General features: G+C 64.9%; 22 protein-coding genes. 16 read left to right on the top strand and 6 right to left on the bottom strand.

Annotated features, from left to right (window positions below):
* Positions 1 to 271: 271 nt before the first annotated feature.
* The 4 genes from BMY06_RS30090 to BMY06_RS30105 all read left to right on the top strand — a co-directional run bounded on the left by BMY06_RS30090 (position 272) and on the right by BMY06_RS30105 (position 5097).
* Positions 272 to 1834, top strand: coding sequence for an MFS transporter (locus BMY06_RS30090; protein ID WP_074986821.1), 1563 nt, complete (start codon positions 272 to 274; stop codon positions 1832 to 1834).
* Between the two features lie 162 nt (positions 1835 to 1996).
* Positions 1997 to 3373: an LLM class flavin-dependent oxidoreductase gene (locus BMY06_RS30095; RefSeq protein WP_065059196.1), complete on the top strand. Its 1377-nt coding sequence runs from the start codon at positions 1997 to 1999 to the stop codon at positions 3371 to 3373.
* A 131-nt stretch (positions 3374 to 3504) separates the two neighbouring features.
* Positions 3505 to 3768 (top strand): helix-turn-helix domain-containing protein, encoded by a 264-nt coding sequence (locus BMY06_RS30100; RefSeq protein ID WP_065059197.1) that lies wholly within the window; start codon positions 3505 to 3507, stop codon positions 3766 to 3768.
* A 3-nt stretch (positions 3769 to 3771) separates the two neighbouring features.
* A complete protein-coding gene (locus tag BMY06_RS30105) occupies positions 3772 to 5097 on the top strand; it encodes a type II toxin-antitoxin system HipA family toxin (RefSeq protein ID WP_074986822.1) in 1326 nt (441 codons plus the stop codon).
* Between the two features lie 28 nt (positions 5098 to 5125).
* Here BMY06_RS30105 and BMY06_RS30110 read toward each other — a convergent pair whose 3' ends face one another.
* Positions 5126 to 6043, bottom strand: a complete 918-nt coding sequence (locus BMY06_RS30110; protein WP_074986823.1) for a LysR family transcriptional regulator — start codon at positions 6041 to 6043, stop codon at positions 5126 to 5128.
* 197 nt (positions 6044 to 6240) lie between these two features.
* Between BMY06_RS30110 and BMY06_RS30115 the strand changes: the two genes are divergently transcribed.
* The 7 genes from BMY06_RS30115 (at position 6241) to benD (ending at position 12602) form a co-directional block, all read left to right on the top strand.
* Positions 6241 to 7377 carry a muconate/chloromuconate family cycloisomerase gene (locus tag BMY06_RS30115; protein ID WP_065059200.1) on the top strand — a complete coding sequence of 379 codons (1137 nt, stop codon included), beginning with the start codon at positions 6241 to 6243 and terminating at the stop codon, positions 7375 to 7377.
* A gap of 49 nt (positions 7378 to 7426) precedes the next feature.
* Positions 7427 to 7717, top strand: a complete 291-nt coding sequence (gene catC, locus BMY06_RS30120) for a muconolactone Delta-isomerase (protein ID WP_065059201.1) — start codon at positions 7427 to 7429, stop codon at positions 7715 to 7717.
* A gap of 119 nt (positions 7718 to 7836) precedes the next feature.
* Positions 7837 to 8772 carry a catechol 1,2-dioxygenase gene (gene catA, locus BMY06_RS30125; RefSeq protein WP_065059202.1) on the top strand — a complete coding sequence of 312 codons (936 nt, stop codon included), beginning with the start codon at positions 7837 to 7839 and terminating at the stop codon, positions 8770 to 8772.
* A gap of 117 nt (positions 8773 to 8889) precedes the next feature.
* Positions 8890 to 10248 carry an SRPBCC family protein gene (locus tag BMY06_RS30130; RefSeq protein WP_074986824.1) on the top strand — a complete coding sequence of 453 codons (1359 nt, stop codon included), beginning with the start codon at positions 8890 to 8892 and terminating at the stop codon, positions 10246 to 10248.
* Entirely contained in the window at positions 10245 to 10733 is a 489-nt protein-coding gene (gene benB, locus BMY06_RS30135) for a benzoate 1,2-dioxygenase small subunit (RefSeq protein ID WP_074986825.1), read from the top strand. The genes BMY06_RS30130 and benB overlap by 4 nt, the downstream gene beginning before the upstream one ends.
* Before the next feature lie 40 nt (positions 10734 to 10773).
* Complete coding sequence (benC, locus tag BMY06_RS30140; protein WP_074986826.1) at positions 10774 to 11817, top strand: benzoate 1,2-dioxygenase electron transfer component BenC; 1044 nt, start codon at positions 10774 to 10776, stop codon at positions 11815 to 11817.
* A complete protein-coding gene (gene benD, locus BMY06_RS30145) occupies positions 11814 to 12602 on the top strand; it encodes a benzoate diol dehydrogenase BenD (RefSeq protein WP_074986827.1) in 789 nt (262 codons plus the stop codon). Before benC ends, benD begins: the two co-directional genes overlap by 4 nt.
* A 23-nt stretch (positions 12603 to 12625) precedes the next feature.
* Here benD and BMY06_RS30150 read toward each other — a convergent pair whose 3' ends face one another.
* Positions 12626 to 13045 (bottom strand): hypothetical protein, encoded by a 420-nt coding sequence (locus BMY06_RS30150; RefSeq protein WP_124261656.1) that lies wholly within the window; start codon positions 13043 to 13045, stop codon positions 12626 to 12628.
* Between the two features lie 169 nt (positions 13046 to 13214).
* Between BMY06_RS30150 and BMY06_RS30155 the strand changes: the two genes are divergently transcribed.
* The 3 genes from BMY06_RS30155 to BMY06_RS30165 are packed head-to-tail and all read left to right on the top strand — an operon-like array spanning position 13215 to position 15739.
* Positions 13215 to 13661 (top strand): MarR family winged helix-turn-helix transcriptional regulator, encoded by a 447-nt coding sequence (locus BMY06_RS30155; RefSeq protein ID WP_244144433.1) that lies wholly within the window; start codon positions 13215 to 13217, stop codon positions 13659 to 13661.
* Positions 13662 to 13721: 60 nt separating this feature from the next.
* A complete protein-coding gene (locus BMY06_RS30160; RefSeq protein WP_080180414.1) occupies positions 13722 to 15029 on the top strand; it encodes a M20 family metallopeptidase in 1308 nt (435 codons plus the stop codon).
* Between the two features lie 32 nt (positions 15030 to 15061).
* A complete protein-coding gene (locus BMY06_RS30165; RefSeq protein WP_080180418.1) occupies positions 15062 to 15739 on the top strand; it encodes a trimeric intracellular cation channel family protein in 678 nt (225 codons plus the stop codon).
* A gap of 16 nt (positions 15740 to 15755) precedes the next feature.
* Here the strand turns inward: BMY06_RS30165 and BMY06_RS30170 are convergent, their stop codons facing one another.
* The 4 genes from BMY06_RS30170 to BMY06_RS30185 form a co-directional block, all read right to left on the bottom strand.
* A complete protein-coding gene (locus BMY06_RS30170) occupies positions 15756 to 17090 on the bottom strand; it encodes an MFS transporter (protein ID WP_074986829.1) in 1335 nt (444 codons plus the stop codon).
* A gap of 108 nt (positions 17091 to 17198) precedes the next feature.
* Positions 17199 to 17579 carry a BON domain-containing protein gene (locus tag BMY06_RS30175; RefSeq protein WP_065059210.1) on the bottom strand — a complete coding sequence of 127 codons (381 nt, stop codon included), beginning with the start codon at positions 17577 to 17579 and terminating at the stop codon, positions 17199 to 17201.
* A 49-nt stretch (positions 17580 to 17628) separates the two neighbouring features.
* Positions 17629 to 18846: a porin gene (locus BMY06_RS30180; protein ID WP_080180413.1), complete on the bottom strand. Its 1218-nt coding sequence runs from the start codon at positions 18844 to 18846 to the stop codon at positions 17629 to 17631.
* Between the two features lie 175 nt (positions 18847 to 19021).
* Positions 19022 to 20242 carry a M20 aminoacylase family protein gene (locus tag BMY06_RS30185; RefSeq protein WP_074986831.1) on the bottom strand — a complete coding sequence of 407 codons (1221 nt, stop codon included), beginning with the start codon at positions 20240 to 20242 and terminating at the stop codon, positions 19022 to 19024.
* 143 nt (positions 20243 to 20385) lie between these two features.
* Between BMY06_RS30185 and BMY06_RS30190 the strand changes: the two genes are divergently transcribed.
* Together BMY06_RS30190 and BMY06_RS30195 are read left to right on the top strand one after the other, a co-directional pair.
* Entirely contained in the window at positions 20386 to 21321 is a 936-nt protein-coding gene (locus BMY06_RS30190) for a LysR family transcriptional regulator (protein ID WP_074986832.1), read from the top strand.
* 398 nt (positions 21322 to 21719) lie between these two features.
* The gene (locus BMY06_RS30195) at positions 21720 to 22823 is read left to right on the top strand and encodes a porin (protein WP_065059214.1); all 1104 of its coding nucleotides are present in this window, start codon (positions 21720 to 21722) and stop codon (positions 22821 to 22823) included.
* Positions 22824 to 22895: the final 72 nt, after the last annotated feature.

The raw sequence follows: 22895 nt of genomic DNA on the forward strand, positions 1-22895 counted from the left end.
TGCGCCCGTGGCGGAGTGAAAGATGGGGCGATGCTAGGGCGCGCGCGGGCCGCGTCCAACCAATTTCGCGCACGTTCGTTATCGCACGCACGCTGATAAGCACATCGCGGCGAGTGCTTACGGGGGATTGAAGGGTCAGGGCGCGATGGCGCGTGCTAAGGGGCGATCGCGCAATGCACGTCTCGCGCGAAGCATATGCGTATACGTCGTTTTGCCACGGACCGGGCGATGACTACGATGCTTCGATTGTCACTTTGTCCGGATTCCCCTCATGTCGACCGTCGCCGTCCCCGTTCATGCCGACCGTACCGATCGTGCCGATCCAGCCGGTCACGTCGATACATGGAGCGACGCCGCCGCGCCGCACGCGCGCCCCGTCATCCGCTCGGCGCAGGACGTCGCGCGCATCGTCAACGAAGGGGCGCAGACGGGCAGCAAGGCGCGCGTGGTGATCGCCATCGCGCTCGGCGGCGTGTTTCTCGACGCCTACGATCTCACCTCGCTCGCCTATGGCGTGAAGGACATCGCGCGCGAATTCGCGCTTTCGCCGGTGCAGGTCGGTGTGGTTTCCGCCGCGATCACGTTCGGCGCGATTCTGGGCGCGCTGTTCGGCGGCTATCTGACCGACCGCATCGGGCGCTATCGCGTCTTCATGGCCGACATGCTGTTCTTCGTGGTCGCCGCCATCGCGGCCGGGCTCGCGCCCAATGCGTGGGTGCTCGGCGGCGCGCGCTTCCTGATGGGCTTCGGCGTGGGGCTCGATCTGCCGGTGGCGATGGCCTTTCTCGCCGAGTTCTCGCGCGTGGCGGGCCGCGGCAACAAGGCGGCGAGCGTGGCCGCCTGGTGCCCCGCGTGGTACGCGGCCACGAGTACCTGCTATCTGCTGATTCTCGCGCTCTACGCGATTCTGCCGGCGCATCACGCGGGCTGGCTCTGGCGTTTGACGCTCGCGTTCGGCGCGGTGCCGGCGCTGCTGATCATCGCGGTGCGCAGCCGCTATATCAGCGAGTCGCCGGTCTGGGCCGCGAATCAGGGCGATCTGGAAGGCGCAGCGCGCATTCTCAAACGTTCGTGGGGCGTCGATGCGGTGGTCGAGCGCGACGATGCCAACCCCGCGCAGCACACGCCGCGCGCCGCCTCGTGGCGCAATTACGGCGTGCTGTTCAACGCCACCTATCGGCGTCGCACGATCCTCGCGGCCACCATCGGCGCGGCCTCGTCGTTCGGCTATAACGCGATCATCTTCGGCTTGCCGGTCATCATCGCGAGCTTTTTCAAACAGGGGCCGCTCACTACTATCGTCGCTTCGCTGCTGCTCAATCTGCTGTTCGCCTTCGTCGGCGGCCTGATCGGCGTGCGCACCGCGCCCACCATCGGGGCGTGGAAGATGACCGTGGCGGGCCACGCGTTGCAGGTGAGCGCGCTGGTCGGACTCGCGCTGATCGGTCATCCGTCGAGCGGTGCGTTCGTCGCGCTCGCGATTCTGCTGCTGGGCGCCTATCTGTTCGGGCAAGGTTTCGGCCCCGGCTCGCATTCGATGACGTATGCGTCGCTCAGCTATCCGACTTCGCTGCGCGGCATCGGCGTGGGGTTCAACCAGACGCTCGTGCGCTCGTCGTCGACCATTTCGCTGTTTCTCTTTCCGGTGCTGGCGGCGGCGCTCGGCACGAAGGTGTTCTGGGTGATCGCGGTCGCACCGCTGACGTCGCTGCTCGTGCTGCTGGCGATTCGCTGGGAGCCGTCGGGCTACGACATCGACGGCGAGGATTACACGCCGCAAGCGGGCGACACCGCGCGACGCGCCGACGATTGCCCCGCCTGCATGCGCGGCTGAGCATAAAAACATCGGCGCCAATCGCGCATAGCCGAAAAGCTCATATGCAATCGCGGATTTTCTAGTAGGGGATTGCGGCACGGGCTGTTCAAATGACCGCTGGACTCGCCCGGCGCGACGCGCGGGCGAGGCGCATTCCGGTCCATTCGAAGCCCTCCTGTCATGCCGAAGACGAAACAGCCGATCCTGCTCAACGCGTTCAACATGAATTGCGTGGGCCATATCAATCACGGTCTCTGGACGCATCCGCGCGACCGCTCGGCCGATTACCGCCAACTCGCGTACTGGACCGATCTCGCGCGCACGCTCGAACGCGGCCTGTTCGACGGGCTGTTTCTCGCCGATATCGTCGGCGTGTACGACGTCTATCAGCGCAATGTCGACGTCACGCTGCGCGAGTCGATTCAACTGCCCGTCAACGATCCCACGCTGCTCGTGCCCGCGATGGCGGCGGCTACGCAGCATCTGGGCTTCGGCGTGACGGTCAATCTCACTTACGAGGCGCCGTATCTGCTCGCGCGGCGCTTTTCCACGCTCGATCATCTGACGCAGGGGCGCATCGGCTGGAATATCGTGACGGGCTATCTGGACAGCGCGGCGCGCGCGATGGGCGTGCGCGAACAGTTGCCGCACGACGAGCGCTACGAACGCGCCGACGAATATCTGGACGTCCTCTATCAACTGTGGGAAGGCAGTTGGGAAGCGGGCGCGGTGTTGCGCGACAAGGCCGGGCGCGTGTATGCCGATCCGGCGAAAGTGCATCGCGTGCAGCACAAGGGGCGTTATTACGACGTGGACGGCTACCATCTCGCGGAGCCGTCGCCGCAGCGCACGCCGGTGCTGTTTCAGGCCGGCAGTTCAGGACGCGGCCAGCGCTTTGCCGCGCGCCACGCGGAATGCGTGTTCATTTCGCCGCCCAATCGCGCGGTCGGTCGCGAAACGGTGCGCGCGCTGCGCGAGCAGCTCGTGCGCGCGGGGCGCCGTCCCGACGACGTGAAGGTGTTCGTCGGCGCGGCGGTGGTGCCGGGCGCGACCGAACGCGAAGCGCGCGAGAAGTACGCGGATTACCGCCAGTACGCAAGCCGCGAGGCTGGTCTCGCGCACTTCGCGGCGAGCACGGGCATCGACTACGCGCAATACGATCTCGACGCGCCGGTCGATTACACGCCCGGCAACGCCATCGAGTCGGCCACGCGCACGGCGCAGCAGCACGGCTGGACGCGCCGTTCGCTGCTGGAGATGTTCGAGCTGGGCGGACGCTATCCGGCCATCGTCGGCAGCGCGTCGCAGGTGGCCGACGAGTTGCAGGCGTGGGTCGAGGAAGCGGGCGTGGACGGCTTCAATCTGAGCCGCACGGTGGTGCCCGAAAGCTACGAGGATTTCGTCGATCTGATCGTGCCCGAGTTGCAGAATCGCGGGCTCTATAAAACCGCTTACGAGCCGGGCTCGCTGCGCCACAAGCTGTTCGGCGCGGGCGATACGCTGCCCGATCGTCACACCGGCGCGGGCTTCCGGCGCAAGGAAACGGAGACGGTTTGAGGCCGGCGGCGGGCGAGTTATCGCGCCCTGAATATTTGTGTCAGTGATATTTCCTGTTTATGCGTGTCAGCGATATTTGTAGTTTATGCCTCACAGGCATATAATCGCTTTATGCTTCACAGGAATATCCCATGAAGATCATCGTCAATACGCCGGCGGCGCTCGCCGAAATCCTGCTGTCGGCCAGAAAAGAATACGGCCTGACCCAGGCGCAGGCCGCGAGCGCGCTCGGCATCGGCCAGCCGCGCCTGTCGGCGCTCGAAACCACCGGCACGGCCAGCATCTCGCTGGCCCAGATGCTCACGCTGCTTTCGCTCTACGGACTCGAACTGTGCGTGCAGTCGCGCGACACCAGCGGGGTGCTGGAGGCGCGCGAAGACCGGCTGGAGTGGTAGCGCATGGGCCGCAAATCGCATTCGAGCAGCCTGTCGATCTGGGCGAACGGCGAGCGCGTCGGCACCTGGACGCTCGGCGTGACGGGCGAAGCCGAGTTGCGTTACGACGCCGCCTGGAAGGTCTCGGAAGCCGGGCGGCCGCTGTCGCTCTCGCTGCCGTTCGGCGTCGGCGAGCGGCCGTTGCGCGGTGAGCGCGTCCATCATTACTTCGACAATCTGCTGCCGGACAGCATGCCGATCCGCCGCCGCATTGCCGCGCGCTTTCGCACCGGGTCGATCGACGCGTTCGATCTGCTCAAGGCGATCGGGCGCGACTGCGTGGGCGCGGTGCAACTGCTCGACGAAGACGAAACGCCCGAGCCGCAGGGCCGTATCGACGGCACGCCGCTTGAAGAGGCCGACATCGAACGGCTGCTGCTCGAAACGGCGGGCGCGCTGCCCGCAGGCAACGACGATGACGACGAACCGCTGCGCATTTCGCTGGCGGGCGCGCAGGAGAAAACCGCGCTGCTCCATCACGAAGGCCGCTGGCTGCTGCCGCACGGCGCCACGCCCACCACGCACATTCTCAAGCTGCCGCTCGGCCTGATCGGCCATCGCAAGGTCGATTTCAACACCTCGGTGGAGAACGAGTGGCTGTGTCTCGCGCTGCTCGCGGCGTACGGGCTGCCGGTGTCGTCGGCGCGCATTGCCACGTTCGGCGCGCAGAAGGTGCTGGCGGTCGAGCGCTTCGATCGCGCCGTCTCGCGCACGGGCGCGTTGCTGCGCCTGCCGCAGGAGGATTTTTGCCAGGCGCTCGGCGTCGCGCCGCACTTCAAGTACGAAACCGACGGCGGCCCCGGCGTGCGCGAGATCGCCGATCTGCTGCGTCAGTCGCAACAGGCGCGCGCGGATATCGACACGTTTCTCGCCGCGCAGATCGTCTACTGGATGATGGCCGCGCCCGATGGCCACGCGAAGAACTTCAGCCTGCGTCTGCTGCCGGGCGGGCGCTTTCAGCTCGCGCCGCTCTATGACGTGATGTCGATCTGGCCTGTGGCCGGCGACGGCGGCAATCAGTGGTCGTGGCACAAGGCGTCGCTGGCGATGGCGGTGTGGGGCAAGAGCCGGCACTACCGCATGCGCGACGTGAAGCGCGCGCATTTCAATGCCACGGCGCAGCTTTGTCACTATGGTTCGGATGCCGAATCAATTATCGATCGACTGATCGAACGCACGCCCGCCGCGATTGAAACCGTGAGCGCGGCGTTGCCTGCGGGATTTCCGGAGCGCGTCGCCGCAAAACTGTTCGACGGTTTGCGTTTTTCCGCGCAACGGCTCGCGGAATAAACCGCGCGAGCGACTGGCAACGCGCAACTCAGCGCGCCGCCGGCGCCACGTGTTCCATTTTCGCTTCGCCGTAGAGCACGTAGATCAGTTCGAGCATGCGGCGAATATCCGCCGATTCGTCGAGCATGCGCATGCTCATGATGACGGGCGAAACGAGCTGCTTGTCGTCGAGATCCTTGTACGAGACGTCGTCGCGCTTGAGGCCGTAGACGCTGCTCGGCACGATCGAAATCCCTTCGCCAGCCGCCACGAGGCCCAGCGCGATCTGCAATTCGCGTGCTTCGTAAATCCGCATCGGTTCGAGTCCGCGATCGTGGAAACCCGCGAGCACCTGGTCGGCGTAACTCGGACGCGGATGCTTGGGAAAGATGATGATGGTTTCGTTGAGCAGGTCGTGCAGCGAAAGCTCCGGCTTTGCGTCGATCAGCGGATGCCCGAGCGGCAGCGCCACGATCATGCGCTCCTCGCGCAGCACCACGCGGCGAATGCTCGGATCTTCGAGCCGGATGCGCCCAAACCCCACGTCGATACGACCTTCCTTGAGCGCCTTGATCTGATCCATCGTGGACATTTCCACGAGGCTCAGTTCGACCGCGCCATTCTCCTGGCGAAAGCGCCGGATGATCTTCGGCAGCATGCCGTACAGCGTCGAGCCGACGAAACCCACCGTGAGACCGCGCTCGATCTTGCCGACACGCCGCGTCATCGATTCGAGTTCGTGGGTCTGCGCAAGCAGTTGCACCGCGTGCTGATAGAAAAAGCGACCCGTGTCGGTGAGCTTGAGCGGACGCGCGTCGCGCTCGAACAGCTGCACGCCGAGCAATTCCTCGAGCTGCTGGATCTGCCGCGACAGCGGCGGCTGCGCGATGTGCAGCCGCTGCGCCGCGCGCGTGAAATTGCGCTCTTCGGCCACGGCCACGAAGTAGCGCAGGTGTCTCAGTTCCATAAAGCCCCGCCTGCCGATTCGCCCGCCTACGATACCTCGCGAGCATGAATTTATCCGGTAAATACGGGTTTTCCCTCGTATTTGACCTTATCACTATACCTCAAAGGTATGAAACCGCAGCCCGAAAAGTATTGGACGGTCCCTTTGCGCGGCGCGTATAAATCCAATCCATGAACTCCACTCCTGCCGTTGCCGCCATGAAATCCGCGACGATCGAACGTATCGAAACCTGTCTCGTCGATCTGCCGACGATCCGCCCGCACAAGCTCTCGGTCGCCACCATGCACGGCCAGACGCTGATGCTCGTGAAGGTGTTGTGCAGCGACGGCGTGATTGGCGTGGGCGAGGGCACGACGATCGCGGGCATGGCCTACGGGCCGGAAAGCCCGGAAGCGATGAAGCTCGCGGTCGACGCGTACTTCGCGCCCGCCATGATCGGCAAGGACGCCACGCGCATTCAGGAACTGATGGCGCATCTCGGCAAGCTCGTGAAGGTCACGCACTTCGCGAAGAGCGCGCTCGAAACCGCCTTGCTCGACGCGCAGGGCAAGCGCCTTGGCGTGCCCGTGAGCGAACTGCTCGGCGGACGCCGCCGCGATCGTCTGCCGGTGGCGTGGACGCTCGCCTCGGGCGACACGGCCAAAGACATCGCCGAAGCCGAAGCGATGCTCGACGCACGCCGTCATCGCGTCTTCAAGCTGAAGATCGGCGCGAAGGCGGTCAAGACCGATATCGAGCACGTCGCGCAGATCAAGCGCGCACTCGGCGATCGCGCAGCGGTGCGTGTGGACGTGAATATGGCGTGGAGCGAAACCCAGGCGGCCTGGGCGATTCCGGCGCTTGCCGACGCGGGTTGCGAACTCGTCGAGCAGCCGGTTGCGTCCGCTGCGGCGCTTGGACGCTTGATGCGCCGCTTCCCGGTCGCGCTGATGGCCGACGAAGTTCTGCAAGGTCCCGAAAGCGCCTTCGAGATTGCGAAACAGCACGGCGCGGACGTTTTCGCGATCAAGATCGAACAAAGCGGCGGACTCTTTGCCGCGCAGCGCGTGGCGACGATCGCCGACGCCGCCGGCATCGAACTGTACGGCGGCACCATGCTCGAAGGCGCATTCAGCACCGCGGCCTCGGCGCATCTGTTCGCCAGCTTCGCCAATCTGCAGTGGGGCACCGAATTGTTCGGCCCGCTGCTCATCACCGAGGAAATTCTGACCCGGCCGCTCGATTACAGCGATTTCGAATTGACCGTGCCGACCGGCCCGGGACTCGGCATCGAACTCGACGAAGCGAAGGTCAAGCGATTCACGCGCGACGGACTTACCAAGGTCACGCGCTAGATTGCGCGCTCAATCACGCAATTTCCGCTTCAGATAAAGGAAGTCAACGATGCTTTTCCAGGTACGCATGGACGTGAAGATTCCGTCCGATATGCCCGCCGACGTCGCCAACGAAATCAAGGCGCGCGAAAAGGCCTATTCGCAGGATCTGCAACGCAGCGGCAAGTGGCGCCACATCTGGCGTCTCGTGGGCGAATACGCGAATTTCAGCATTTTCGACGTCGAAAGCAATGCAGAACTGCACGACATTCTGACTGCGCTGCCGCTGTTTCCGTATATGGAGATTTCGGTGACGCCGCTGTGCCGTCATCCGTCGTCGATTCGCGAAAACGATATTTGAATGTGAGTCGGTGAGTCGAAGTTGAAAACCGGTTGGAACCTGAGTAACGCAATCCATTAGAGGGCGTGCACGCCCCTTAAAAATTTCCCCCGCTAAAAGATTCAGTGGAGACAGTGATCATGAACGTGAAAGTGTTCGACACGAAAGAAGTCCAGGACCTGCTCAAGGCCGCCACCAACGCAGAAGGCGCGGGCGGCAACGCGCGTTTCAAGCAGGTGCTCGGCCGCCTGCTCGGCGATCTCTTCAAAGCCATCGACGATCTCGACATCACGCCCGACGAAGTCTGGGCCGGCATCCATTATCTGAACAAACTCGGCCAGGACGGCGAGGCGGCGCTGCTGGCCGCCGGTCTCGGTCTGGAAAAATATCTCGACATCCGCATGGATGCCGCCGATAAAGCGGCCGGTCTCGACGGCGGCACGCCGCGCACGATCGAAGGCCCGCTGTATGTCGCCGGCGCGCCGGTGCGCGAGGGCGTTTCGAAGATCGACATCAATCCGGATGCAGATGCCGGCCCGCTCGTCATTCACGGCACCGTGACCGGTCCGGACGGCAAACCGGTGGCGGGCGCCGTGGTCGAATGCTGGCACGCCAATTCGAAGGGTTTTTACTCGCACTTCGACCCGACCGGCGCACAGGACGACTTCAATCTGCGCGGCGCGGTGCGCACCGGCGCGGACGGCAAGTACGAAATCCGCACGCTCATGCCAGTCGGCTACGGCTGCCCGCCGCAAGGCGCGACGCAGCAACTGCTCGACGCCATCGCGCGTCACGGCAACCGTCCGGCGCACGTGCACTTCTTCGTCACCAGCGAAGGCCACCGCAAGCTCACGACGCAGTTCAATATCGAAGGCGATCCGCTGATCTGGGACGACTTCGCCTACGCCACGCGCGAGGAACTGATTCCTCACGTCGTCGACAAGACCGGCGGCGCGGCGCTGGGCCTGAAGGCCGATGCCTACAAGGATATTGCGTTCGACTTTTCCCTGACCACGCTGGTGCAGGGCAAGGACAACCAGATCGTCAATCGCCCGCGCGCAGCCGCGACGGCGTAATCGCCCGCTAGCGCGACGGTGCCACGCCACCGTTGCCGTTCGGGTTTCCGCGAGAATCAATGCACACCGATGCGCGAAAGCCGTGCAGGAGCTTGCTCGAGCCTACGGAGAGAAAACATGTCCGCCACCATCGACAAAGCCAACGAACTGGAACACCTGTTAGCCACTGCGGTGCAGGACGACAAGCAAGCCGGTGTGTACCGTTGCCGTCGCGATATCTTCACGAATCCCGCGTTGTTCGATCTGGAGATGAAACACATCTTCGAGAGCAACTGGGTGTATCTGGCGCATGAAAGCCAGGTGCCGAACAACAATGATTACTACACCACGTGGATCGGCCGCCAGCCGGTGGTCGTTACGCGCGATAAAACCGGCGAGTTGACCGCCATCATCAATGCCTGCGCGCACAAGGGCGCGATGCTTTGCCGACGCAAGCATGGCAATAAAGGCAGCTTCACGTGCCCGTTTCACGGCTGGACGTTTGCCAATACCGGCAAACTGCTGAAAGTCAAAGATGAAAAGACCACTGAATATCCGGTGCAATTCAACAAGAATGGATCGCACGACCTGAAGAAAGTCGCGCGATTCCAGAACTATCGCGGCTTCCTGTTCGGCAGTCTCAACGCGGATGTAATGCCGCTCGAAGACTATCTCGGCGAAGCGCGCGTGATCATCGACCAGATCGTCGATCAGGCGGCGCACGGTCTCGAAGTGCTGCGCGGCAATTCCTCGTATGTCTACGAAGGCAACTGGAAAATGCAGATGGAAAACGGTTGCGACGGTTATCACGTCAGCACCGTGCACTGGAATTACGCCGCCACCATGGGCCGACGCAAGGAAGACGGCACGCAGGCCGTCGATGCGAATAGCTGGAGCAAATCGGTGGCGGGTGTTTATGGTTTCAATCACGGCCATATTCTGCTCTGGACCAAGACGATGAATCCCGAGGTGCGTCCGGTTTATCGTCAGCGCGACGAAATCACGGCGCGCGTGGGCGAAACGAAAGCCGATTTCATCGTCAATCAAACGCGCAATCTGTGCCTGTATCCGAATGTGTTTTTGATGGATCAGTTCAGCACCCAGATTCGCGTGGTGCGTCCGATCAGCGTCGATAAAACCGAAGTTTCGATTTTCTGTTTCGCACCGAAAGGCGAAAGCGCCGAAGACCGCGCCACGCGCATTCGTCAATACGAAGACTTCTTCAACGTGTCCGGCATGGGCACGGCCGACGATCTGGAAGAGTTTCGCGCGTGCCAGAACGGTTATGCCGGCACGGCCGCGCTCTGGAACGATCTCTCGCGCGGCGCGCCGCTGTGGGTCGAAGGCGCCGACGACAACGCGAAAAAGATGGGCTTGAATCCGCTCATTTCCGGCGAGCGCAGTGAAGACGAAGGCTTGTTCGTGGTGCAGCACGAGTACTGGGTGCGCGTGATGCGCGACGCGCTCAAGAAGGAAAGCGAGGAGACGCTGGCATGAGCATCGATTATCAAGCGATTTGCGCGGCGCTCTATCGCGAAGCACGGTTACTCGATGACCGCCAGTGGGACGAATGGCTCGCCTGTTACGCGGACGACGTCACTTGGTGGATGCCCGCCTGGGACGACGACGACCAGTTGACCGACGACCACGAAAGCCAGGTCTCGCTGATGTACTACCAGGACAAAGGCGGTCTCGAAGATCGCGTATTCCGGATCAAGACCGAGCGCAGCGGCGCGTCGACACCGGAGCCGCGCACGAGCCACAACGTCACGAACGTGGAAGTGCTGGCCGATCGCGGCGACGAAGTGGACGTGCGCTACAACTTTCACACGCTCAATCATCGCTACAAGGTCACCGATCATTTCTTCGGCACGATGTTCGTCACCTTGCGCCGCTCGGGCGATCAATTACTGATTGCCTATAAGAAGATCGTTTTGAAAAACGACTATATCCGGCAGGTGCTCGACGTTTATCACGTGTGATGTCGGGCGCAACGTATCAGAGGCAGTAGAGGAGGTTCCCATGTCCAGTTTCAAGATCGCACTGAATTTCGAAGACGGCGTTACGCGTTTCATCGACTGCAAGGCCGGAGAAAAAGTGCTCGACGCCGCGTTTCGCGCGAAGATCAATTTGCCGATGGATTGTTCCGATGGCGTGTGCGGCACCTGTAAATGCCGCGCCGAAAGCGGCAGCTACGATCTCGGCGACGACTATATCGAAGACGCGCTCAGCGACGACGAAAAAGACGGCGGTCTCGTGCTGACCTGCCAGATGGTGCCGCAAAGCGATTGCGTGATTGCGATTCCCTCGTCGTCCACCGCTTGCAAGACGGGGCAGAGCCAGTTTGCCGCCACGGTTTCGAAAGTCGAGCAGCACAACGACGCAGCCGTGGTGCTCGAAATGAACATGGACGCCAATGCCCCCGTATTTCTGCCGGGTCAATATGTGAATATCGACGTGCCGGGCAGCGGCCAGCATCGCTCGTATTCGTTTTCGTCGGCGCCGGGCGAATCGACAATCAGCTTTCTGATCAAGAAGATTCCCGGCGGCGTGATGAGCACGTGGCTGGAAACTGCGCAAGCGGGCGATAAATTGAATCTGCACGGACCGCTCGGCAGTTTCTATCTGCGCGACGTGCAGCGCCCGCTGCTGTTTCTCGCGGGCGGCACGGGACTCGCGCCGTTCCTCTCGATGCTCGAAGTGCTGGCGCGCACGCACGCGCAGCAGCAGGTGCATCTGATCTACGGCGTCACGCGCGATCTCGATCTCGTGCAGGTTGAGGCCATCGAGGCGTTCCGCGCGAAACTGCCGAACCTGACTTACGCGACCGTCGTGGCCGAAGCCGAGTCGACGCATCCGCGCAAAGGCTGGGTTACGCAGCATATTCCGGCCGATGCGCTCAACGATGGCGACGTCGACGTGTATCTGTGCGGGCCGCCGCCGATGGTCGACGCCGTGCGCAAGTATTTCGACGACGAAGGCGTGAAGCCCCACAGCTTCCACTACGAGAAGTTCACGCCGAATGCGAGCACAGCGACGACGGCTACGACAGCGAAGGCGGCATGATGCAGCAACGATTCGCAGGCAAGGTCGTGGTCGTCACGGGCGCGGCGCAGGGGATCGGCAGCGGCGTGGCGCTGCGCGCCGCGGCGGAAGGCGGCAAGGTGGTGTTCGTCGATCGCGCGGATTTCGTCGCCGAGGTGGCGGCGCAGGCGCAGGTCGCGCAGCCCGGCGCACAAACCGCCGGTTTCGTCGCCGATCTGGAAACTTACGAGGGCGCGCACGCGGCAATGGCGTTTGCCGCGCAACGGTTCGGCGGCATCGATATTCTGATCAACGGCGTGGGCGGTGCGATCCGCATGCGTCCGTTCGCGGAATTCGAGCCCGCGCAGATCGATGCTGAAATCCGCCGCTCGCTGATGCCGACGCTTTATACGTGTCACGCCGTGCTGCCGCATTTGCTCGCGCGTGGCGGCGGCACGATCGTGAACGTCTCTTCGAACGCGACGCGCGGCATCCGGCGCGTGCCGTATTCGGCGGCCAAGGGTGGCGTCAATGCGCTCACCCAATCGCTGGCGATGGAATACGCGCCGCACAACATCCGCGTGGTCGCCAGCGCGCCGGGCGGCACCAGTGCGCCGCCGCGCCGCGTGCCGCGCAACGCGGCGGGCGACACCGAGCAGGAGAAGACGTGGATGAACGAGGCCGTGCAGCAAGTCACGGAATCGACGTTCTTCAAGCGCTACGGCACGCTCGACGAACAGATCGCGCCGATTCTGTTTCTCGCCTCCGACGAAGCCAGCTATATCACCGGCGCGGTGCTCGCGGTGGCGGGCGGCGACAACGGTTGAGCGCGGTTGATCACGGTTGTTCGCTACAGCGTCGGGCACGACAACACGTTCAAAGGCGGCGTATCGACGCCCGGTTTGCCGTCGTTCGCGGGCGTGCCTTGCGGCGGCGTGGAGATCAGGCGCACGCCGTTCGGCGCGGCGTTCGCAAGCGCATATGACTCGGCGCTCGCGGCCGGTTGCCAATACGCGTGATAGAGCGCACCTTCGTGAAAGAGCCGCAGTTTGCCGTGCGCGGTCTGGCCGCCGCTGCTGAAATCGACCGGTTCGCCGTCGCGCAGCACGAAGTGCGCGTCGGGGCCGCCAGGGCCTGAAAGCTTGCCGCATGGCGCGGCGGTATCGGAAGAGTCGGCGGCGAAAGCGGGCTCCACGACCAACCCAAGGCCCAACCCAATCGCACTCGCGCAACAGCACGCGCTCAGCGTCAGCTTCAAAGCCTTCTTCATGGCGACCTCGCAGCGAAACACGTCATTCATCGGATCAGTGCGAGCAGCAAGCCGCATGCCGCGTCTTCATCCGGCACTCAAATCCCCGCGTCCGAATAGTTGAAATTTTCAACTATTTGACTATACTCCGATGCGTCGCCGGTTCGCCGGCCAGGCTGCGGGAGCGCGCGTGTCATCCGGTCAGTATTCCGATTTCCTGACGTTCAGGCTCGACCTCACGAGCGCGTTGCTCAGCGAGCGCGCCAATGCCGTGTATCGCGAGCGCTGGGGCCTCGATGTGCGCGCGCTGCGCGTGCTGCGCATCGTCTGCGCGGAGCCGGGCGTCACGCCCAAAGCCGTCTCGCAGCGCGCGCTGATCGAAAAGACCTTGCTGTCGAAAACGCTCGCCGAACTGGAGTCGCGTGGGCTGATCGGCCGCGATACCCACGCCGACGACCGCCGCAGCGTCGCGCTGCACGCCACGCCGGAAGGGCGGAAGGTCGCGAAAGCGTCGGCGAAGGCCGGGGCCGCGCTCGAAGCCGAACTCGCCGTCGCGTTGACCGATGCCGAGCGCAAGACGCTCGACCGTCTGCTCGGCAAGCTCTCGGACAGTCTGCTCGACGGGGCATCCGCCTGAATCTCGCGCGCATTCCAACCCGCTATTCCGTATCCGAAGCCGTCATTGAAGGAGTCGCCCATGTCCATTCCGGTCGCCAATCCAGTGTCCAAGGCGGTTTCCAGGCCGCTCGTCGAAACCGTCGCGCCTGCCGTCGACGCCTTGTTGCCCGAGCTCGAAGCCGTCTACAAGGACTTGCACCAGCATCCCGAACTCTCGATGCAGGAGTTCCGCACCGCGAAGATCGCCGCCGATTACGTGGAAGCGCTCGGCTATGAAGTCACGCGCGAGGTGGGCGTGACCGGCGTCGTGGCGATCCTGCGCAACGGCGAAGGCCCGACCGTGATGCTGCGCGCCGACATGGACGCGCTGCCCGTGACCGAAGCGACCGGCCTGCCGTATGCGAGCAGCGTCACGGCGAAGGACGACGAAGGCGTGCAGGTGGGCGTCGCGCACGCCTGCGGCCACGATCTGCACGTCACCTGGCTGATGGGCGCGGCGCGCCTGTTCGCGCAGCATCGCGACGCGTGGCGCGGCACGCTGATGTGCGTGTTTCAGCCCGGCGAGGAAGTCGGGCGCGGCGCGCGCAGCATGATCGACGACGGCATGATGGCGCGCTTTCCGAAGCCCGACGTGATCCTCGGCCAGCACGTGATGGTGGGCGCGGCGGGCACGGTCGGCTATCGCAGCGGCACGATTCTCTCGGCCGGAGACAGCCTCAAGGTCAAGCTGTTCGGGCGCGGCTCGCACGGCTCGCAGCCGCAGACTTCGATCGATCCGGTCATCATGGCGGCCTCGACGACGCTGCGTCTGCAGACCATCGTCTCGCGCGAGATCTCGCCGCGCGACAGCGCCGTGCTCACGGTGGGCGCGCTGCAGGCGGGCACGAAGGAAAACATCATCCCCGACGACGCCACGCTCAAGCTCAACATGCGCACTTACGACGAGGACGTGCGCGAGTACATGCTGGGCGCGATCCGCCGCATCTGCTGCGCCGAGTGCATGGCCTCGAACGCGCCGCGCGAGCCGGAATTCACCACGCTGTCGAGCTATCCGCTGACCGTCAACGACGACGCCACCACGGCGCGTCTGCGCAGCGCCTTCGAAGCGCGTTTCGGCGCGCGCGCCTATGAAACGCAGCCCGCGGCGGCGAGCGAGGACTTCAGCGTGTTCGGCCGCGAATGGGGCGTGCCGTACGCGTTCTGGTTCATCGGCGGCACCGATCCCGAGACCTTCGAGAAGGCGAAGGCCGCGAAGAAGATCAACGAGATTCCGAGCAACCACTCGCCGAAGTTCGCGCCGGTGCTCGACGGCACCTTGCGCACCGGCCTCGAAGCGATGCTGTGCGCCGCCGCCGCGTGGCTCGGCCACGAAAGCGAGGCCGCATGAGCCTGGCGCTGGGCGCGCACGTGGGCGCGCATATGAACGCCCACACGGCCTATACCGTGCTCGATCTGATCGGCACGTTCGCGTTCGCGATTTCGGGCGCCGTGGCCGCGCGGCAGCGGCGGCTCGATCTGTTCGGCATCGTCGTGGTGACGTTCATGGTGGCGTGCGGCGGCGGTATCGTGCGCGATGTCTGCATCGGCGCGATTCCGCCCGCGGGGCTGTCGAACTGGGCGTATCTCGCGGTCTCGCTGCTCGCGGCGGCGCTGACCATCGCAGCCTATCCGCAGGTGCGGCGGCTGCGCCATCCGGTGCTGTTCTTCGATGCGATCGGGCTCGGGCTGTTCGCGGTCGCGGGCGCGCAGAAAACGTGGATCTGGACCAACAGCGCGGAGACCGCCATCGTGCTCGGCATGGTGAGCGCCGTGGGCGGCGGCGTGCTGCGCGACATTCTGCTCTCGCGCGTGCCCGCGATTCTCGAACGCGAGATCTACGCGTCGGCGGCGCTGCTGGGCGCTTCGGTGCAGATGGGGCTCACGTACTTCGACTGGTCGTCGTTCTGGACGCCGTGGGTGGCTACCGCCGCCTGTGTCGCACTGCGGCTCGCGGCGCTTTACTACGGCTGGCGTTTGCCGGTGTTTCAGACGCGCGACCTCGTGAAAAAGCCGCCGCGCAAAGCGGCGGCCGACGAGGCCTCGCAGGACGCGCACTGAGGCGCGTCATGCATGCTCAGTGCGCGGTTGCGGTCTTTTCCTCGAACAGCATCAAACCCGCGAGGCTGATGATCCCGCAGCCGAACACGTACCACGCGGGCGCATAGAAACTGCCCGTCGCGCGCCACAACGCGCCGACGGCGAGCTGCGCGAAGCCGCCGAACAGCGTCACGCCCACGGCGTAGATGATGCCGAGCGAGGTCGCCCGCACTTCGGGCCGCAGCGCTTCGAGCATCATCAGAAAGCCGGCCGGGCTCGTGAGCGTCATCAGGCCGACGAGCACCAGCACGACCGCCAGCACCGTGCCGACCGAAGGCCACGCGGCAATCGCGGCGAAGGCCGGAAACAGCAGCGCGAGCGAGACGAGCGAACCAGCGGCGAGCATCGGCTTGCGGCGTTTGACGCGATCCGCGAGCCGCCCGGCCAGCGGCGAACCGACCAGCAGCACCACGCCCGCGATGCCGCCGCTGGCCGAGGCGGCGGCCGTCGGCATATGCAGCGTCAGCGCGAGAAACGCGGGCAGGAAGAACACGATGGTGTACATCGTGCCGGTCGCGCCGATCACGAGCATGGTGCCCGCCACGATCTGGCGCAGCGGCAGCTTGCGGCGCACCGGAGCGGCCGCGCGGTTTGCGCTGCCGTTCGTCTGCGAAGCGGACACGGCATGCGCGGGCAAGGTATCGTCCAGACGCGAGCGCATCCAGAAGCCAATGGGCCCGATCGCGAGCCCGATCAGAAACGGCACGCGCCAGCCCCACGCGACCAGTTGCTCGTGCGTCAGCGACTTCGAGAGCAGCACCGCGATCAACGCGCCCGCGAGCGCCGCGCCGCCCTGGCTCGCCATCTGCCAGCTCACCAGCCTGCCGCGCTGACCTTCGCGGCCCGCTTCCATCAGCAGCGTGGTGGCCGCGCCCACTTCGCCGCCCGCCGAAAAGCCTTGCAGCAGACGCCCGAGCACGATCAGCGCGGGCGCGGCGAGGCCGATCTGCGCGTAAGTCGGCGCGATGCCGATCAGCCCGGTGCCGAGCGCCATCAGCAGCACGGTGAGGATCAGCGCGGGCTTGCGTCCCGCGCGGTCCGCGTAAGCGCCGATCAGCACGCCGCCGAGCGGTCGCACGACGAAGCCGACGCCGAAGGTCGCGAGCGACATCATCAGCGAGGTGAGGGCGTCGTGCGCCGGAAAGAACAACTGGCCGATCAGCGCCGAAAAGAAGCTGTAGACGGTGAAGTCGAAGAACTCCAGACCGTTGCCGAGCGCGGCGGCGAGCACCATCGAGCGCTTCGTGCGCGTGTCCGAAGCGTCCGGTGCTTGCGTTGCGCCCGAGGCGGCGCGTTGGTGTGCGACGTTCATGATGAAACCTTGTTCGGATGACAAGACCGGCGAGGGCGCCGGATTAAAGCCAGGTTGAAGCCAGGTCAAAGCCGGAGCTACGCGCGTGGCTCCGTTCAAACACGGGCGTTACTGACTGCCCTTGATGCCTTCGCCGTCGCGGATGGTGATCTTCGTCGTCACCGAGCGCACGCCGCTCACGCCTTGCGCGATCGACGTCGCGAAGTCGATCTGCTTCTGGTCCGCGACCACGCCCGTGAGCGTCACGTCGCCGTCGTGCGCGCGCACTCGGATAAACGTCGCCTTGAGCCCCTGCTTGCGCGCCGCGCGCAGTGCGTGACGCACGTCGTTGGCGAGTGCGCGGTCGGCGGCTTTGCTCGTGGCGCTCGTCGCCGGATGCATCGAGGCCGCGCCGGTCTGCGACGCGTTATCGCCCTGCGCGTGGGCGCTCAGGCTCGCGGCCACGCAGAGCGTGGCGGCGGCGAGGCGCAAAAAGATTCGCTGTTTCATGTCAGGTCTCCACGTTGATATTCGATCGTCCAATTCGCTGAAGTGCGGCTCAGAACTTGTGATACATGCCCACCAGCACGAGATGCGGCGACTGATACGCCGTCGTGCCTTCCGAGCCCGTATAGCTCGTCGCGATGTTGTCGACGGTCGGCTGCATCGTCGGATATTTGCCGTAAGTCGGCGTCGTGCCGGTGTTGTGGATCAGCGAGCCGCGCACGTAAAGCGCCGTGCGCTTCGAGAGGTTGTAGTCGTAGCCGAGCGTCACGCCGTACGAATGGCTGCCCGCGCCCGCCACGTCGCGATACGCGAGTTCCATGCGGAAATCGTTGCGCTGCAGGTAGCGATAGAGCGCGCCCAGCGTGTAAAGCGAGGCCACGCGGTCGCCTTCGAGACGCGGCGCGAGGAAGCTGTAGCCCGCCGACAGCACGTAGTTGCCGCGGTCGTAGAGCAGGCCCGCCGCGAAGTTGTCGGTGCGCACGTACTGCGAGGTCGTGAGCGCGTTCAGGCCGTAATTGCCGATATAACTGAGCGTGCCGAACAGATGGCCGTCGAAGTAATTGAGCGCGATGGATTTGGTCTGGATGGTCGGCGCTGTCGAGCCCGCGTCGTGCAGCGCGAGCGCCACCTGCGCGTTCAGCGGCCCGAACCACGGCGACGAATAGCTGACCGCATTGGTGAGGCGCGCCGCTTCGAAGCTCGCGCCGGGACCGAGATCGTAGGTCCACGCGGTGAGATACGCGACCGTCGAAACGGTGCCGACCTGGCCGAACACGTCGACGAACAGCGGCACGCCGACGTCGTCCTGCAAGCCGAACTTCAGCTCGCCGGTTTTCGCCGAGCCGATGCCCACCCACGCCTCGCGATTGAACATCGTGTTCGTGCTGCCCAGCTTGCCGGTCGCCGCGTCGAAGCCGTTTTCGAGCGCGAAGCGCACGCGATAGCCGCCGCCCAGATCTTCCACGCCGTACAGGCCGATCTTCGAGGTCCATTCGCCGCCGCTCTGCTGCACGAAGGCGGTCTGCGCGCCCTTGGTGAAGCCGATCGACTGGTCGACGGCGCCATAAAGGCGCACGCCGGGCGTGTAGGCGCCGGTCGTCGCGTAAGGGATGCCCTGGAAGTAGTCGAGGAGAAACAGATCCGAGGTCTGTGCGAGCGCCGCGTGCGAGGCGCCGCCGAGCGCCGTGGCGCAGACGAGCAAACTTGCGGCGCGCGTGGTCCGCGCGCGCCGGGGTTCGTGGGAAGACGACGTGTTGCTGCTTGCTGACATTGTTATTAGCTCTTCAGGTTGGTCAGAAACTGCGGGGAAAGCGGTGCGCGCGGGCGAGAAGCGGAATGCGGCGCCGCCGTCGGTCAATCGATCAGGAATCCGTATCAAGTCGTGGTGATCCGGGGCGAGCCGCACGAACGCGGCATCGCATGGGTCATCGCACCGGGAATGAACCTCAGCTCGCGCGCAGATACCGCTGCGTGAGCGCCACGAACCACGCCGCGCCGTAGGCGAGGGCGTCGTCGTTGAAGTCGTAGCCGGGGTTGTGCACCGAGCAGCCGCCCACGCTGCCCACGCCGTTGCCGATCAGCACGTAGCAGCCGGGCAGCACCTCGGTCATCCACGAGAAGTCTTCGCTGCCCATTACGGCGTCGGGCATCATCGTCAGGCCATGCGGGCCGACCAGCGACTCGATCGCGTCGATGGCGAGCAGCGTGGCGTTGCGCTCGTTCACGAGCGGGCGCGAGATCGCGTGATAGTCGACCGTGGCCGTCGTGCCGTACGACTGCGCCTGCAACTCGGCGATCGTGCGGATGCGCGCTTCGAGCAGGTTGCGCGTCTCGCTGTCGAGCGCGCGCACCGACAGTTGCAGCGTCGCCGTTTCGGGAATCACGTTGCCCGCCTTGCCCGCGTTGATCGCGCCCACCGTCACCACGGCGGCGCGCGTCGGCTCCACGTTGCGCGCGACGATGCTCTGCAAGGCCATCACGATGCTCGCCGCCGCCACCACCGGATCGCAACCCAGTTGCGGCATGGCGCCGTGCGCGCCGCGTCCCGTCACGGTGATCGTGACCGAGTCCGACGACGCGAGCATGCAGCCGTGGCGCACCGCGAAGTGGCCCACGGGCACGCCGGGCGCGTTGTGCAGCGCGAACACCTGGTCGCACGGAAAGCGCTCGAACAGACCGTCGGCGATCATCTTCGACGCGCCGCCCAGACCTTCCTCGGCGGGCTGGAAAATCAGGTTGAGCGTGCCGTCGAAATCGGCGCTGGCGAGGTGATGCGCGGCGGCCAGCAGCGTGGCCGTATGGCCGTCGTGGCCGCAGGCGTGCATGGTCTGCGCGACGGTGCTCGCGTAGGGCAGGCCGGTGCTTTCCTGAATGGGCAGCGCGTCCATGTCGGCGCGCAGACCGATCGCGCGCGTCGAGCTGCCGCGACGCAGACGCCCGACCACGCCCGTGCCGCCCACGCCCGTCGTCACCGCGTAACCCCATTGCGCGAGTTTTTCGGCGACGATCTGCGACGTGCGCGTCTCCGCGAAGCCCAGTTCGGGATGGGCGTGGATATCGTGGCGAATCGCGATAAATGGCTGCTGTTGCTCGCGGATGGCGTCGATCAGGTCGGCGCGCTCGGGTGCGGTGGGGGCTTGGCTGGCTTGCGGGATTTGCTGCGTCATGTCCTTGTCCTGGAGTCCGGGTGCGGTCGGCCGTGGTTGCCGTGTGCTGCAACGGCCGCATTTGTTACAGACTAAGGACGATCGGTCGAAATAAAAAAGCAAAAATCGGCATGTCGATAACCGATGGTAATATCCACCGCATCATGAAAATCCACCAACTGAGAGCGCTGGTCGAGATCGCCGCCACGGGCACCATCAACGGCGCGGCGCGGCGGCTGCACGTGACGCAGCCCGCCATCACCAAGGCCGTGCGCGATCTGGAGGACGAGTGCGGCGTGCGCCTGTTCGAGCGCAATCCCTGGGGCGTGGTGCCGACCGCCGAAGGCGAGGCGCTGTTGCGGCGCTCGCGCACGGTGCTGCGCGAGCTGGAGCGCGCCCAGGAAGATCTCGCGCATCTGAAGGGCCAGCGCGAAGGGCGGCTGGTGATCGGCGTGACGCCGATCGCGGGCACGGCGGGTCTCGCCGACGCCTTCGCCGACTTTCGGCGTCACTGGCCGCTCGTGACCGTCGAGTTTCGCGAGCTGGGCTTCAACCAGTTGCGCGAGCAACTGAGCAACCGCACGCTCGATCTCGCGTTCGCAGCGTTTCCGGCCAATCCCGCCGAGCAGGATCCGGAAGCGGTCAAGACGCTGTTCGCGTTCGACTCTGTGTTCGTGACGCGCGCGCAGGGTGCGTTCGCGCGCGCCACGTCGCTCGCACAGTTGCAGGACGCCGAGTGGATACACACCGACGCCACCGACCATTATCCCGAGCGCATCCGCGCGATGTTCGAGGGCGAAGGGCTTGCGCCGCCGCGCCGCGTCACGCGCTGCACCTCGTACGGGCTGCTCTACGGGCTCGCGCTGAGCAACGACGCCGTGTTCGCCTGGACGCGCCACACGCTCGAAACGGCGGAGCTGGGCCGCGCCTTCGTCGAACTCGCGCTGCCGCAGCGTCCGCCGCCGCTGCAGCTCTATCTCTACTCGCCGCCCGAGGCGCAGCTCACGAAACCGGCGGAATATTTCGTCGACTGCATCCTCGCCGTGGCCGCCGAACGCGTGCGCACAGGCCGCGGCGGTACGGTGCTGCCCGGCGCCTGACGCTGCGCCAATCTGCCTCTTCCCAACGCGCTTGAAATAGAAAAGTAAGGTACGCAACGTGCTGTCGGTGCGCGCTCGCGCGGCCGCGAGCGCCCGCTGCGTGCGGGTTTTGCCCAATTGCGCAATTTTCAATGCACATTTTGCCGCAGGCTGTTATAGTCGCGCCCCGCTGCAACCAGCCAGAAAGCACCTTTCCGGATGACGCGCTATATTTTTTAGACGCCATGTGCCTGGCCGGTTCGCATTGCACCCCTGCGTTGCCGCCGGGCGCCGCGTAAAGCAACCCTGCGGTGCGGATGGATCGGCCCGTTTGCGTTCTCGCCCATGTCTGGTCAGGCACGGCGGGCAGCGCCCGGACGGCACGGACAAACGAAAGAAGAATCCACCTGGGAGCTGACGTGAAATATCAACTGGGCGCACTCGTGCTGCTCGCAGCCAGTTCGGCGGCATCGGCGCAATCGAGCGTGACGCTGTATGGCCGCGTGGACGGCGGCATCGAATATCTGAATCACATTGCAAATGGCAACGGCGGCACCTCGAGCCGCTGGAGCGCGGAAGGCGGCGACTGGGGCACCAGCATGCTCGGCATGAAGGGCACTGAGGATCTCGGCGGCGGCACCAGCGCGCTGTTCGACCTCGAAACCGCGCTGCAGATCATGGACGGCACGTCCGGCGGCGGCAAACTGTTTTCGCGCCGCGCCTATGTCGGTTTGAAGAACGACACCTGGGGGCAAATCCAGGCCGGTCGCAATCTCTTCATCGACAGCGACGGCGTATGGGAATTCGACCCGTTCGTGCAGCAGGCCGTGTCGTCGGCGTCGCTCGTGCGCGGGCGCAACTGGCAGCAGACCAGCAATAACGTCGAGTACCACAGCCCGGTGTGGAACGGCTTCGACGTGCAAGGCCAGTACGCCTTCGGCAACCAGACGAGCGGCTTCAACAATGGCGCCGACGGCGACTTCGGCCGCTCGGACGGCGTCATGCTGACGTACCACTCGCCGCTGTTCGACGTGCGCGGCATCTACGACGAACTGCGCGACTCCAACGGCCGCTTCTCCAACATCTTCACCGCCTCGCGCGAATACTTCGTGGGCGGCAACCTGCGCATGCAGAAGTGGAAGATCCAGGCGGCCTACACGCATTACAGCGCGCCGGATTCGCCGGTTGGCGTGGCCGACTCGGCCGATCACTACTGGCTCGGCGCGACCTATCAGGCCACGCCGAAGTGGGCCGTCACGGCGGCCGGCTTCTATATTCATGTAGGCGAGGGCAGCGGCGACATTTCGCACGACCCGGGCAGCCACGCGATGCTGTACGCGCTCGGCACCACCTACAACCTGAGCAAGCGCACGTTCCTGTACGGCACCGTCGCGTACGTGGACAACAGCAAGAACGGCAACTTCTCGGTGTTCGCCACGCCGCGCGATTCGAGTTCGCCGACCAGCCCGAACGTGGGCGAGTCGCAGACCGGCGCGTACGTCGGGATGATGCACGTCTTCTAAAGGCTTTTTTCGCGGAGTGTTTTTCCGCATTGCCGGCCTCTCCGGGCGTAGCGGAGTGGCTGGACGACTCGC

Origin of the sequence: Paraburkholderia tropica (assembly GCF_900109265.1) — a bacterium.
GTDB lineage: Bacteria > Pseudomonadota > Gammaproteobacteria > Burkholderiales > Burkholderiaceae > Paraburkholderia > Paraburkholderia tropica.